Origin of the sequence: Duganella sp. CY15W, from assembly GCF_009857555.1 — a bacterium.
Taxonomy (GTDB): Bacteria; Pseudomonadota; Gammaproteobacteria; order Burkholderiales; family Burkholderiaceae_D; genus Rugamonas; species Rugamonas sacchari.
Genome location: NZ_WWCQ01000003.1, coordinates 42,018 through 56,105, shown reverse-complemented (window position 1 = coordinate 56,105; position 14,088 = coordinate 42,018). Strand labels below are relative to the sequence as shown.

Annotated in this window: 8 protein-coding genes; 1 reads left to right on the top strand and 7 read right to left on the bottom strand. The window is 63.4% G+C overall.

Annotated features, from left to right (window positions below):
* The 6 genes from GTP58_RS15175 to astC all read right to left on the bottom strand — a co-directional run bounded on the left by GTP58_RS15175 (position 1) and on the right by astC (position 11,060).
* Entirely contained in the window at positions 1-4,704 is a 4,704-nt protein-coding gene (locus GTP58_RS15175; RefSeq protein WP_161078197.1) for an NAD-glutamate dehydrogenase domain-containing protein, read from the bottom strand.
* A gap of 99 nt (positions 4,705-4,803) precedes the next feature.
* Positions 4,804-6,141, bottom strand: coding sequence for an N-succinylarginine dihydrolase (astB, locus tag GTP58_RS15170; protein WP_161078196.1), 1,338 nt, complete (start codon positions 6,139-6,141; stop codon positions 4,804-4,806).
* A 12-nt stretch (positions 6,142-6,153) separates the two neighbouring features.
* Positions 6,154-7,623, bottom strand: coding sequence for a succinylglutamate-semialdehyde dehydrogenase (astD, locus tag GTP58_RS15165; protein WP_161078195.1), 1,470 nt, complete (start codon positions 7,621-7,623; stop codon positions 6,154-6,156).
* A complete protein-coding gene (gene astA / locus GTP58_RS15160; RefSeq protein ID WP_072785568.1) occupies positions 7,616-8,671 on the bottom strand; it encodes an arginine N-succinyltransferase in 1,056 nt (351 codons plus the stop codon). Before astA ends, astD begins: the two co-directional genes overlap by 8 nt.
* 14 nt (positions 8,672-8,685) lie before the next feature.
* Complete coding sequence (locus GTP58_RS15155; protein ID WP_072785565.1) at positions 8,686-9,723, bottom strand: arginine N-succinyltransferase; 1,038 nt, start codon at positions 9,721-9,723, stop codon at positions 8,686-8,688.
* A gap of 95 nt (positions 9,724-9,818) precedes the next feature.
* Entirely contained in the window at positions 9,819-11,060 is a 1,242-nt protein-coding gene (gene astC / locus GTP58_RS15150) for an acetylornithine/succinylornithine family transaminase (protein WP_161078194.1), read from the bottom strand.
* A 287-nt stretch (positions 11,061-11,347) separates the two neighbouring features.
* Here astC and GTP58_RS15145 point away from each other — a divergent pair, with 287 nt between their 5' ends.
* Positions 11,348-13,141, top strand: coding sequence for an ATP-binding protein (locus tag GTP58_RS15145; protein ID WP_161078193.1), 1,794 nt, complete (start codon positions 11,348-11,350; stop codon positions 13,139-13,141).
* Here GTP58_RS15145 and GTP58_RS15140 read toward each other — a convergent pair whose 3' ends face one another.
* Positions 13,142-14,086 (bottom strand): GlxA family transcriptional regulator, encoded by a 945-nt coding sequence (locus GTP58_RS15140; RefSeq protein WP_161078192.1) that lies wholly within the window; start codon positions 14,084-14,086, stop codon positions 13,142-13,144.
* Positions 14,087-14,088: the final 2 nt, after the last annotated feature.

Genomic DNA, 14,088 nt, shown 5'->3' with positions numbered 1-14,088 from the left:
TTACGCCGCCAATGCCGCCGTGCTGGCGTTGACCGCCTCGGACAGCGCCCACACATCCAGCATCGCCTGCTCCAGATCCGTCGCCAGCGCATAGCCGGACAGGCCCAGCGTGTTGGCAACCACTTCCACCGCCTCCAGCGCCGAGTGGCCGCCGGTAGCGTGCTTCAGTACCTGCGCCAGCAGACGTTGCTGCGTGCGGCGCAATGCGTTCTGGGCGTAGCTGCGCAGTTGCTCCTGCGAGCGATTCGCTGCCGGCAGTTTCAGGCCGCGTTCCAGCGTATCGATGCCCACTTGCGCGCGCAGCGCCAGGCCAACTTGCAGGAAGGCCGGCAGGTCCATGCCTGCTGGACGTTGTACCGACAGCGCCGCAAATACAAACGCCGCCACCGATTCCAGCGCATCCACCGCTTTCCAGGCACGCACAAACTCGGCATGCAGGCCAGCGGTCAGTTCAGCTTCGGACTGGCCGTCCGTGGTGCTCAGCTGCGCCAGCGTTTCTGCTTTCGCGAACAGTTTGGTCAGCTCGGCCACGCCATTGCGCAGCTGGTCGGCAGGTACCGACAGCGCGCCTTCGATGACCGCTTTTTGCAGAACGCGGGTCCGGGCATCGACCTTGATCGACACCGCACGCGGGATCTTCAACGCATCCGCATCCAGCGCGTTGAACACAGGTGCCAGATTCAGCGCAGACCATGCCTGGCCCCAGGCCAGAATCACATCCGCTTCATCCACGCCATGCTCGCCAGCCAGTTGGCGCAGCATCAGCGGACCGCAACGGTTAACCGATTCATTGGCCAGTACCGTCGCCAGGATGGCATTTGCCAGCGGGTGCGCCAGCGCAGGGCGGGTCGCCACCAGCAGATCCGGGAAGTACGGTTTCAGTACCGATTCAGCCCAGCTGTTTTCCGTCAGCGGCAGCGCCGACAGAATGCGCTTGTAGCGGTTCTTCACGTTGGCGATGACCACCGCCAGTTCCGGCGTGGTCAGGCCGCGGCCATCGGCCTTGCGGCGCGCCAGTTCAGCCACCGATGGCAGCTGCTCCAGCTCACGCGACAGCGCGCCCTCTTCTTCCAGCGATGCGATCAGCGCGGCGTAGCCATCCTGCACAGCGGCGTCGGTTTGCGCCTGCAGCTCGCGTACCAGCAGCTGCGTTTGCAGCGTGTTGTCGCGCAGGACCAGACGTTCGATGTCCAGCGTCATGTCGTTCAGGATGCGGTTGCGGTCAGCTTCGGTCAGCTGGCCGGCGTTCATTTCCACGTCCAGCCACATCTTCGCGTTCACTTCGTGGTCCGAGCAATCCACACCGGCCGAGTTGTCGATCGCATCGGTGAAGATGCGGCCGCCCGACAATGCGAACTCGATACGGCCAGCCTGCGTTGCACCCAGGTTGCCGCCTTCGGATACCACCTTGCAGCGCAGCTCATTGCCGTTGACACGGATGTTGTCGTTGGCGCGGTCTTTCACCTGTGCGTGGGTTTCGGTCGATGCCTTGATGTAGGTACCGATACCGCCGTTGTAGAACAGGTCTACTGGCGCCAGCAGGATGCGGTGCATCAGTTCTTCAGGCGCCAGCGAGGTTTCTTCAATATCCAGCACGGCGCGGATCTGCGGCGACAGCTCGATGCTGCGCGCGGTACGTGGGTACACGCCGCCGCCCGCCGAAATCAGTTCCTTGTTGTAGTCATCCCACGAGGAGCGTGGCAGCGCAAACATACGCTCGCGTTCCTTGAACGAGACTTCCATGTCCGGGTTCGGGTCCAGGAAGATATGACGGTGATCGAACGCCGCCACGATCTTCAGTTTGCGCGACAGCAGCGCGCCGTTACCGAACACGTCGCCCGACATGTCGCCCACACCCACCATGGTCACTGGCGATGCGTGGATGTCGTGGTCCATCTCGTAGAAGTGGCGCTTGACCGCTTCAAACGCGCCCTTGGCGGTAATACCCATCTTCTTGTGGTCGTAGCCGTTGGAGCCGCCCGATGCAAACGCGTCGCCGAGCCAGAAGCCGCGCTGCACAGCGATGCCGTTGGCGATGTCGGAGAAGGTTGCGGTACCCTTGTCGGCCGCCACCACCAGGTATGGATCGTTGCCGTCGTAGCACACGGTATCGGCAGGCGACACGATGTTACCCAGCACGCGGTTGTCGGTCACTTCCAGCAGGCTGGCGATGAACAGGCGGTACACTGCTTCGCCTTCCGCCGCGATGGTTTCACGCACGGCGTCTTTCGGCATCTGCTTGCACACGAAGCCGCCCTTGGCGCCAGCCGGCACGATCACGGCGTTCTTCACCATCTGTGCCTTGACCAGGCCCAGGACTTCGGTGCGGTAGTCTTCCATACGGTCCGACCAGCGCAGGCCACCACGGGCGACAGGGCCGCCGCGCAGGTGCACGCCTTCAAAGCGGCGCGAGAACACAAAGATTTCGCGGAACGGACGTGGCTCCGGCACCAGCGACAGATTGCTGGTGTCGAACTTGAAGATGATCTTGTCGCCCTTCTGATTGTTCTGGAAGTAGTTGGTGCGCAGCGTGGCGCCGATCAGCGTGGCCATGGCGCCCAGCACTTCTTCGCTGTCGGCGTGGTTGATGGCAGGCAGGCGGCTCTTGATGTCGGCCAGCTTGTCCAAGGCCGCAGCGCGGGTGGCTTCGTCCAGCGCAGGGTTGAAGCGCTGCTGGAATGCATCCACCAGTTCTTTCACCAGCGCTGGCTGCTTGCGCAGCGTTTCAGCGATATAGCGCACCGAGAAGCGGGTGCCGGTCTGGCGCCAGTAGCTCATGTAGGCACGCACCAGCTGCACTTCGCGCACGCTCAGGCCACCTTCGATGACCAGGCCATTCAGGCGGCCATCTTCCGCTTCGTTGTTGAACAGGGCCGAGAACAGTTCTTCAGCCACCGGAATCACTTCCGGCTTGGCCAGGTTGGCCGCGCTGTCGGCATCCGTCGACAGGCTGGTAACAAAGTGACGCTCGCCATTCACGCGCAGCGAGTAAGCCTGTTCGCGGTCAATCGCGACACCAGCGTTTTGCAGTGCCGGCAGGATGGTCGACAGCGACGGCACGCGGTCCACCGAATACAGGCGGATGGTGGTCGAACCATTGTCCGCTTCCACACGCACGTTCACGCGCGATGGATCGGTGTTGCGCAGGATCGCGCCCAGATCGTGGAAGGCGGCAGACGGCTTGGTGGCGGCAACGTAATCGGTCGGCAGCGTTGCGCACATCTTGCGCAGGCTGGCGCGCAGCGGCACGTCGGTCACAGCATCGGCCAGTACGGAGAACTGGTCATGCCAGCCATCCAGCACGGACAGCAGCGGTTGCTGGATGTCGGTTTCCAGGTCCAGCGGATAGCGGGCGCCCTGGGCGATCAGGTAGACGCGCGCCAGCGGACCATCGGCCACCAGCGTTTGCGAGCTGACATGCTGTGCGCCGGAGCTGGCTTGCAGCGCCTTGGCCAAAGCCGAACCGACGCTTGCGCTGTAACGCTCGCGCGGGATATACACCAGCACATTCAGGTGACGTGCATAGACGTCGCGGCGGGCAAACACCTTGGCGCGCGGCTGTTTGTACAGCGACACCACGGCGCCGCAGACTTCGGCCAGCCATTCCGGCTCTGCTTCCAGCGCTTCGGTGCGCGGCAGCGATTCAAGGATCTCAACAAATTTCTCGGCGCGGAAGCCTTCCTGGCGCACGCCAGCGATGCTCAGCACGCGCGCTACGCGGCCACGCGCAAACGGCAGGCGGTTCAGCGGGGTGGACGTCGCAGCGCGGGTGAACAGGCCAACAAAGCAGTATTCGCCGAGGATCGCGCCTTGCGCGTCGGTGTGGCGGATGCCGATGAAGTCCAGTTGCGCATCGCGGTGCAGCGTACCTTCCACGTCGGCCTTCACGATCGACAGCGTGTGCGCACGCTTGGACAGCGTATCGAAATCACCAGGGATGTTTGCCAGGCAGGTGCCGTACACAGGATGCGATGTATCCTGCAGCACGCCGATGCGGCTAGGGACGTCGCGTTCCAGTTCACGCACGCCCGGTTTGACCTGATAGTAGGCGTAGCCGAACGGCTCGAAGCCTTCGGTCTTGGCCCACTCCAGGAAAGCGGCAACTTCCTTGCCTTCTTCACCATGCGATGCGGCTTCTGCGCCGATGCGGCTGAAGTGTTCCAGCATGGCGGCGCGGTCGCGGCGGACCACGGCGGCGTCGCGCGACACCATTTCAATGCGGTCTACCAGTGCGCCGATTTCTGCCTCCGGCAGGTCTTCGGACAGCAGCACCAGCACATACGATTCCAGCTTGTCGCCGGCATTGCCGACGGCGCTGACTGCGCCATCCGCACCGCGCGCCACTGGCAGCACGGCATTCAGCACGCCATTCGCGGTCACGCGCAGTTTGCGCAGTGCCATCACGATGGAGTCCACCAGATACGGCATGTCGTCGTTCAGGATCAGCAGCGCGGTGGCCTTGCCGCCGCGGCCATCGTCGTAGCGCAGCTTGGCGATTTGCGCGCCCGTGCCACTACGTTTGGCAGCTTGAGTGAAACCCTCCCACAAAACCGGCGCCAGGCTACCGGGCGCAGTGCCCGCCAGGTCCTCGTCATCCAGAGCGCCCAGCCAGGCGCCGATAAGTGCTGCTACCTCGCTGGCAGGTTTGCTTGCATGGACCAGATCCAGCGTCTGTTTGCGCAGGTCTTGTGGTGTTTGTTTCATCTTCGCTTCTCCAATACATTGTAGGTATTTTTTGTTGCAGGGGGCCGCGCCGGCTTGTGGCTACGCGGCGCCTCCCCAGATGGGGGTGAAACGACGGGATTACAAGTCGTAGAGTCCCGGCATCCCCAGTATACGGCTCAATTCTTCCAACGCGGTATGCACTTCGATGGCCAGTTGCGGATCTGCCAAATCGGCAGGCTCCAGACGGTCACGGTAATGCTTCTCCACCCAGGCCACCAGCGTATGGTACAGCGCTTCGGTCATCACCACGCCTTGATGCATGGCCTTGGCCTCGGCATCGGTCAGCGCCACGCGCAAACGCAGGCACGCAGGACCGCCGCCGTTGCGCATCGACTGGCGCAGGTCGAAGTGAATCAGTTCATCGATTGCGTTGCCGCTGGCGACCAGGCCTTGCAGGTAGGCGGCAACCGAGGCCACCTCCTGGCATTCCTGTGGGATCACCAGCGCCATCTTGCCATTGTCCTTGCTGAGCAGCTGGCTGTTGAACAGATAGCTGGCTACCGCATCGGCCACCGGCACCTGCGCGGTATCGACGCGGATCGCATTCAGGTCAGCGCCCACGCCGGCCATTGCGCGGCGCAGCTGATCGAGCGCGCCGGCTTCATCGGCGAATGCCTGCTCGTGGTAGAACAGTGCATTGGCATTCCCTACTGCGATCACGTCGTTATGGAACACGCCTTGATCGATGACATCCGGATTCTGCTGGATGTAGACGCTGCGCTCAGCCGACAGCCCATGCAGGCGCGCGACCGCCTGCGATGCTTCCAGCGTCTGGCGGGCGGGATATTTCTTCGGCGCGGAGATCGAAGTATCAAACTCGGAGCGGCCGTAGACGAACATCTCGACGCCAGCGCTGCCATGGTCCTTGCACAAGCGGGTGTGGTTGGCCGCGCCTTCATCGCCAAACGCTGGCGTACCTGGCAGCGCGTCATGCACGGCAAAGTGCTGTTCATCCTTGAAGATGGCGCGCAGCGAACGGGCCGACTGGGCGTGCTCAAAAGCGCGGTGCAGCTTGTTGTTCAGGTTAGCCGCAGTAAAGTGCAGGCGGCCATCGGCGCTATCGGCCGACGGGCTCACGGTAGCAGCATTGGCAGTCCACATCGGCGAAGCCGAATACGCGCACGCCAGGATCACCGGCGATTCCTGCGCGGCCTTGGCCAGCACTTCAGCATCGGAGCCGGTGAAACCCACGCTGCGCAGCAGGCGGAAGTTCGGACGGTCCTGCGGCGGCAGCAGCGCCTGGCCAAAGCCACGGGCTGCCAGGGCGCGCATCTTGGCCAGGCCTTGCAGCGCGGCCAGCTTGGGATTGGAAGCACTCTTGACGTTGTTGAACGACGCCACATTGCCGAACGACAGACCGGCATAGTTGTGCGATGGGCCGACCAGGCCGTCGAAGTTGAATTCGCGTGCGGACATTGCTGCTACCTTTTAGAAGTGCATGCCCGGCGACAGCTTCGCAGGCATTTCAAGTACATTGTTTTCAATCGATGCCACCGGATACGCGCAGTAGTCCGCCGCGTAGTATGCGCTTGGACGATGGTTGCCCGACTGGCCCACGCCGCCAAACGGCGCCGAGCTGGCGGCGCCGGTGGTTGGACGGTTCCAGTTGACGATGCCGGCGCGTGCGCGCACCTGGAAAATCTTCCACAGGTTTTCGTCGTTGGAGATCAGTGCAGCGGCCAGGCCGAATGCGGTGTTGTTGGCCGCCTTGATGGCGCTGTCGAAGTCCGCCACGCGGATGATCTGCAGCAGCGGGCCAAACCACTCTTCGTCCGGGATGCCATGGGCATCGGTGACATCAACGATACCCGCCGACACGAAGCCCGCATTGGCGTCCAGCTGTTTCATCTCCAGCAGCAGCTTGCCGCCTTTGGCCACCAGGTCGGCCTGCGCCTGCACCAGGCGCTTGGCGACAGCAGCCGATACCACAGGCCCCATGAACGGTGCCGGTTCCGCAGCAGGACCGCCGATGGTCAGGCGGCTGGCCACGTCGACCAGACGCGCAACGATGGCATCGCCCGCCGCGCCTACCGGCAGGATCAGACGGCGCGCGCAAGTGCAGCGCTGGCCGGCCGAGATGAAGGCCGACGATACCGCCATGAACACGGCAGCATCCACTTCCTTGGCGTCCCAGATCACCAGCGGATTGTTACCGCCCATTTCCAGCGCCAGCATCTTGCCTGGCTGGCCGCCGAATTGTTTATGCAGTGCGGTGCCGGTCTGGCAGCTGCCGGTGAACAGCACGCCGTCCAGTACCTCGTTCTGGCCCAGCGAGATGCCGGTTTCGCGGCCGCCGTTGACCAGGTTGATCACGCCTTTTGGCACGCCAGCCTTTTCCCACAGCTGCACGGTTTTCACGGCGGTGCGCGGAGCGTATTCGCTAGGCTTGAACACCACGGTGTTACCGGCGATCAGCGCCGGCACGATATGGCCGTTCGGCAGGTGGCCCGGGAAGTTGTAAGGACCGAACACGCCAAACACACCATGCGGACGGTGACGCAGCACCGCTTCGCCATCCGCGACCTTGCTGCTGGTTTCGCCGGTGCGCGCGCCATGTGCCTGGACCGAGATATCGATCTTGTTGGCCATGGTGGTCACTTCAGTGCGCGCTTCCCACAGCGGCTTGCCGACTTCTTCAGAGATCAGCAGCGCCAGCTCTTCTGCATCCTGTTTCAGCAGATCGCGGAAGCGGGTGCAGACGGCGATACGCTCCGCCAGCGGCGTCAGTGCCCACGCGTCAAACGCTGCGCGTGCTGCGGCAGCGGCTTGCGCCACATCCTGCGCGGTGGATTCGTTGCTGGACCAGGTCTGCTGGCCATTGGCCGGATTGACGGTCACCAGTTCGACGCCGCTGCCCGCGAGCCATTCGCCGTTAATGAAGTTGCTGATATTAGCCATTGTTCTTCCTCGGATTGAGAGTCAAGGTACGCACGGTGTCGCCGCTTTGGCAGCGCAGCAGTTGCTGCTCTGCTTCCGGCAAGGCGACAGTGCCGTTGACCGGCACCGCCTGCGACAGAATCATGCGGAAATCTTTAAGCGTGGTGTTGGACACCAGGATAGGTTCAGCCGCCGCAGCCTCCGGCGCGCACGCCGATTCCCAGTCGGTGGTGGGGCCAATCTCGGCCAGCGTGCTGTCGCGCATGGCGCGCAGTTCGGACACGCGGGCCTGCAGCACCGGACCGGCGTCGAAGATATCGACGTAGCCTTCGAAGTACATGCCTTCCTGCTCCAGCAGGCGGCGCGCCGGCGCGGTCGACGTATGCACCTTGCCGATCACCTCCTGCGCATCCTGCGGCAGATAGTCGACGTACAGCGGCTGGCGCGGCATCAGTTCGGCGATGAAGGACTTCTTGCCGACAGCGGTCAGCGCATCGACATGGTCGAAGTCCATCTTGAAGAAGTGACGGCCCAGGCCTTCGTAGAACGGCGAACGGCCACTCTCCTCCTGGTAGCCGCGCATTTCAGCGATCAGCTTTTCCGTGAACAGATGCGGGAACTGCGCGATGAACAGGAAGCGGCTCTTGGACAGCAGCTTGCCGTTGTTGCCGCTGCGGTAGTCGGGGTGCAGGAACAGCGAGCACAGTTCGGTGCTGCCGGTCAGGTCGTTCGACAGGTACAGCGTGTCCATGCGCGTGAACACATCGAGCTCGCGGCTCGAGTGCACCAGCGTGCCGATGCGGTAGTTGTAGAACGGCTCCGTCAAGCCCACCGAACCTTTGATGGCGCACACGCCAGCCATGCGGCCCGTGTCGGTATCCTCCATCACGAACATATAGTCACGCTGTTCCGGCGGGATGGTTTCGGCAAACGAGGCCACGGCGATGTTCAGGCGGTCGCCCATCATCTTCATGTCCGGCTTGAGCGTGGTCATGCCGCTGCCCACCTGGGTGGCCATCACATACAGGGCGTCGAGGTCTTCGGCTTTGATTGCGCGTACTACTAACATAGGTGGTCTCGTTCTTATATTCTGACGCAGATGACGGTATCGCCTTCGGCGACTTGCAGCGCTTCTTGTACCTCTACCGACAGCGCTACGCTCAGTTGGGATTCCAGCGGCGGACAATGCGTGACCACGGCGCGGAAGTTGTGTTCGGAACCGGACGACACGGCATAACGCAGCTGCGGCTCGCGGCCACGGTCTGGCGAATCGACCGACGTCGCCACCCGGCGCTGCAGCGCGCCGGTAAAGGTGCGCAGCGTGTTCTTATGCGCCTGCAGGATCGGGCCGCCGTCGAAGATGTCGATGTAGTCATCGGCCTCGAAGCCTTCCGCGGTCAGCAGGTTGAACGCCAGCTCGCCCGACGGATGGATCTGGCCCATGGCCGCCTGCGCATCGCCGGGCAGCAGCGGCACGTAGACCGGATAGTGCGGCATCAGCTCGACGATCAGCGTGCGGTTGCGCGCACCACCGATGACGCGTTCGGCATCGAGGAAATCCATCTTGAAGAATTTACGGCCCAGCGCATCCCAGAACGGCGAACCGCCTTCGCTGTCGGTCACGCCGGCCAGCGGTACAAAGAAGCGGTCCGAGAAACGGTGCGGCGCCAGCACGGCCAGCATCAGGCGGGCACGCGACAGCAGTGCGGCTTCCGGCGTGCCGTGTTCGCGTTCGCCGACATAGAACGACGACAGCTGCGAGTAGCCAGTCAGCTCGGAGCACAGCGTCAGCGCGTGTACGCTATGGCTGATGTTCAGGTCACGCGAGACCTGCTGGATCACGTCGTTACGGAAGGAGAAGTAAGTACCATTGGAACCTGCGGCCGCAAACATGGCGGCGGTACCGACGATTTTTTTATCGCCAGGCGATTCCAGCACCAGCAGATAAGCCTCTTCGCTGGGGATATCAACATGCGCTGCAAACGACGCGATCGACAGTTCGATCATGGCGAGAATTTTCTCGCGCGTCTTGGGCAAGGTATGCACTCCCGGCATGGGCACTGCGGCCAGCGCTTCAAGGGCTGCAATATCCGCAAGTTCAACCGGACGGACTACATACATGAGAACTCCTTAAGAATGCGAACAGGCCCGGCGCGCATAACGCGCTGGGCCGGAAAGTAAAGCGGCGGATCGTTAATCCGCCGCCGTGATACAAATTAAGCTGCTTTCAGCATGCCGTCCAGCGACAGGCGCAGGATGCGGTCAGCTTCAGCGATCTGCTCGTCCGACACGATCAGCGCAGGCGCCAGGCGCACTACGTCCATGCCCGCGATCAGCACCATCATGCCGTTGGCTTCAGCGGCTTTCTGGATATCTTTCGAACGGCCTTTCCAGGCGTCGGTCACCACTACGCCCAGCAGCAGGCCGGCGCCGCGCACTTGCGTGAACACTTGCGGGTAATCGGCCACCAGTTTTTCCAGCGTCGAACGCAGCTTGTTGCCCGCTTCTTTCACACGCGCCAGGAAGGCTGGCTGGTTGATGGTTTCCAGCACGGTCAGCGCCACGGTGGCAGCCATCGGATTGCCGCCGTAGGTGGTGCCGTGCGAACCGACGTTCAGCGTTGCGGCCAGTTCGTGGGTGGTCAGCATGGCGGCCACCGGGAAGCCATTGCCCAGCGCTTTGGCCGAGGTCAGAATGTCCGGGGTGATGCCATAGCTCATGTAGTGGAACAGCTCACCGGTACGGCCCATGCCCGATTGCACTTCGTCGAAGATCAGCAGGGCGCCGGTTTTGGTGCACAGGTCGCGCAGCTCTTGCAGGAAGGCTTTGTCGCCTGGCACCACGCCGCCTTCGCCTTGCAGCGGTTCAACGATCACGGCGCAAACGTCATCACCGATGGCGGCGCGGGCCGATTCGATGTCGTTGTAGGTGATGTGGTCGATCGACGGTGGCAGTGGCTCGAAGCCTTCGGTGTATTTCGACTGGCCGCCCACCGACACGGTGAACAGCGTACGGCCGTGGAACGACTGGTAGCACGAAATGATGCGCGATTTGTGCGCGCCGAATTTGGTGTGGGCGTATTTACGGGCCAGCTTCAGTGCCGCTTCGTTGGCTTCGGCGCCGGAGTTGCAGAAGAAGGCGCGGTCAGCGAAGGTGGCTTCGGTCAGTGCCAGCGCCAGGCGCAGCACCGGCTCGTTGGTGTAGCCATTGCCCAGGTGCCACAGGGTGTTGGCCTGGCGCGTCAGCGCTTCCACCACGACCGGGTTGCAATGGCCCAGGGCCGCTACCGCGATGCCCGAGGTGAAATCCAGATAATGCTTGCCAGCCTGGTCCCACAGGTCCAGGCCCGACGCACGGACCGGAACCATCGCTGCTGGCGCATAAGTCGGCACCAGAACCTCATCAAAAGTCTGACGAGTCACAGGACGGGTGGTTACGGTCGTATCTTTGGCGTTCATGGCATTCCCTATCAATTGTGGGTACGGTGCGGCACAGCGCCGCGTGGGACCCATTATAAAAAGCGGGATGCTAAAACTCTTTTCAAATGGCGACAAGAATTTTTACTTTTGGCCGCAAAGTAAACTTGTTAGAACGACCATGCCAACAAGCAACAGCCTGCTTGTCTTCGTGGATGCTAGTCTTTATGCTATCCAGACACGGCAGGCGGTTTTCTTCCAGAGGCGCTATGAGACAGCTCGGACTAGCTCGGATTGCACGCATAGCATGCTGGCTGTGGCTGGCGGCTGTGGCCACGCCACTGGCAGCCGCGCCGGAGCTGGCCTCGCTCTCGGCCGCACAACGCGGCTGGCTGGCCGCCCATCCCGTGATCCGCGTGGGCGTGGACACGGCCCGCGCGCCCATCGAATCGCTGGGCGAGGATGGCAAGCCGCACGGCATTGCGCTGGAGTTCGTGCACCGGGTCGAGCAGTTGCTGGGCGTGCGCTTTGAGCTGGTGCCCATCGCTGGCGCCGCCAACGTCGTCAACCAGCTGGACCAGCACCAGGTCGATATGCTGTCCGCCATCTCGCAAACCGACAGCCGCCAGCGCTTCATGACGCTGACCGAGCCCTACCTCACCTCGCCGATCGTGATTTTCACCGCCGCCAGCGCGCCGCCAGCGCCCACCCTGAGCCATCTGAACGGCAAGAAGGTGGCCGCCAGCACCCGCGCTGGCGTGGCCGAGGTAATGCCGCGCGACTGGCCGACCATCGTGCCGGTGCAGGCGGAAAGCTTCAAGGTTGCGCTCGACCTGCTGCACCGCGACGAAGTCAGCGCCGTGGTGGCGCCGCTCTTGACCGGTACCCACCAGCTGGCAGCACTGGGCGCCAACGACATCCGCGTCTCCGGCGAAACCGAATACAGCTACCAGGTCGGCTTTGGCGTGCGCAGCGACTGGTCCGAACTGGTGCCGATCCTGAACCAGGCGCTGGCCACGATTTCCAAGTCCGAGCGCGAAAGCTTCCGGCAGAAATGGACCGTGGTGCGGTTTGACCATGAAATCGACTACCGGCCGCTGGGCGCACTGGTGCTGGCCATCGTCATCGCCATGGCCTTCATCCTCCAGCTGCGCGTGATGGTCAAACGCCGCACCGCCGAGCTGCAGCAGGAAGTGGTGGTGCGCCGCGCGCGCGAAGCAGAAATCCAGCAGCTGAACGCGGCGCTGGAATTGCGCGTTGAACAGCGCACCGCCGAACTGCGCCAGGCCAACGAAGACTTGCGCGTCGCTGCCGACCAGCTGGTGCAGACCGAAAAAGTCGCATCGCTGGGACGGCTGGTGGCCGGCATCGCCCACGAACTCAACACGCCGCTGGGCAGCACCCTGACCGCCTCCACCACGCTCAAGGCGCATCTGGCCAGCTTTGGCCAGGCCGCCCTGGACGGCAAGCTGAAACGTTCATCGGTGGAAGACTTCGTCACCCAAAGCGGCCTGGCCTGTGAAATCATCGAGCGCAACGCCCACCGCGCCGCCGGGCTGATCGACAACTTCAAGGAGCTGGCGGTCGATCAGGCCAGCGCGCGGCGTCGCCAGTTTCCGTTGCGGCGCACGGTCGAGGAAGTGATCGCCAGCAGTCACAATACGTGGAAGGCCACACCCTACCGCATCGAGGTCGATATCGAGGACAGCCTGCAGATGGACAGTTTCCCCGGCCCGCTGGCGCAGGTGCTGGGCAATCTGCTGGAGAACACGCTGGTGCACGGTTTTGCCGGCAAACCGAGCGGGCGGGTCCGCATCAGCGCGCGCCAGCAGGATGACCGCGTCGATATCCAGTACGTGGACGATGGCGCCGGCATCGCGCCCGAACACCGCGGCAAAATCTACGATCCCTTCTTCACCACGCGTATGGGCCAGGGCGGTTCCGGCCTCGGGCTGTACATCGTGCAGACCATGGTGACGGGTGTGTTGGGCGGGCATATCGCGGTGCACAGCACACCGGGCCACGGCGTCACCTTCCAGATCGTGCTGCCGCGTTCAGCGCCCGATCTGACCGACAGCACGGTGGCCAGCGCACACGGCATGGCGCCGCTGCCGGCGACGTGATCAGGCTGGCGGCGTCAGCTTGCGCTGGCGTTCCTCGCGCGGCGTATTGCCGAACAGCGCGCCAAACGCCGTGGAGAAGTGCGAGCCGGACGAGAAGCCGCACATCAGCCCCACCTGCACGATCGAGTGGTTGGTGTCCAGCAGCAGCTGGCGTGCCCGTTGCAGGCGCAGCTCCAGGTAATAGCGCGACGGCAGGCTGCCCAGATACTGCTTGAACAGCCGCTCCAGCTGGCGGCGCGACAGGCCAACCAGGTTGGCGATGTCGTCGGTGGATAGCGGTTCCTCGATATTGGTTTCCATCAGCGTCACCGCCTCTGACAGGCGCGGCTGCAAGGCGCCAAAGCGCGCCTGCAGCGCCACGCGCTGGCGCTCCTCCGGCCCGCGCACGCGCTCCACGCACAAGCTCTCCTTGATGGTGGCCTGCACCGTGGCGCCAAACAGCTGCTCGATCAGCGTCAGCGCAAAGTCCAGGGATGCGGCGCCGCCGCAGCAGCTCAGGTGGCGGCCGTCCAGCTCAAACAGGTGCGGCGTGAGGATTGCGCGTTCGGTGATGTCTTCCGTATCGGCATACAAGGCCCACGGCAGCGCGATGCGCACACCAGCCATCAAGCCAGCCTTGGCCATCCACAGCACACCGGCGCCCACGCCGCCCCAGTACTGCGCCGAGCGGCAGCGCTCCAGCACGGCACGGGTCTGCTCGGGCGACAGCGGTGCCTGGTGCTCGTCGGCCACCAGCAAGGCGACATGCCAGCCCGGCTGGGCCAGCACGACCTGGGATGGCGTCATGACCTCCAGTTGCAGCAGCTCGCGGCCCACCAGGGCTGCGGCCAAGCGCAGCGGCTGGATCAGCCCGGCCCAGGTGATGGTATCCGGCTCGCCCGCGTTGACCAGCAGCAGGCGCAAAGGCTGCTGCTTGGCGAGGCTGGATAAATTGGCAAACGACATCG

Bases quoted from the DNA above. Each gene is read 5' to 3' on its own strand.
- GTP58_RS15175 (WP_161078197.1), bottom strand. From the start codon at position 4,704: ATGAAACAAACACCACAAGACCTGCGCAAACAGACGCTGGATCTGGTC.
- astB (WP_161078196.1), bottom strand. From the start codon at position 6,141: ATGTCCGCACGCGAATTCAACTTCGACGGCCTGGTCGGCCCATCGCAC.
- astD (WP_161078195.1), bottom strand. From the start codon at position 7,623: ATGGCTAATATCAGCAACTTCATTAACGGCGAATGGCTCGCGGGCAGC.
- astA (WP_072785568.1), bottom strand. From the start codon at position 8,671: ATGTTAGTAGTACGCGCAATCAAAGCCGAAGACCTCGACGCCCTGTAT.
- GTP58_RS15155 (WP_072785565.1), bottom strand. From the start codon at position 9,723: ATGTATGTAGTCCGTCCGGTTGAACTTGCGGATATTGCAGCCCTTGAA.
- astC (WP_161078194.1), bottom strand. From the start codon at position 11,060: ATGAACGCCAAAGATACGACCGTAACCACCCGTCCTGTGACTCGTCAG.
- GTP58_RS15140 (WP_161078192.1), bottom strand. From the start codon at position 14,086: ATGTCGTTTGCCAATTTATCCAGCCTCGCCAAGCAGCAGCCTTTGCGC.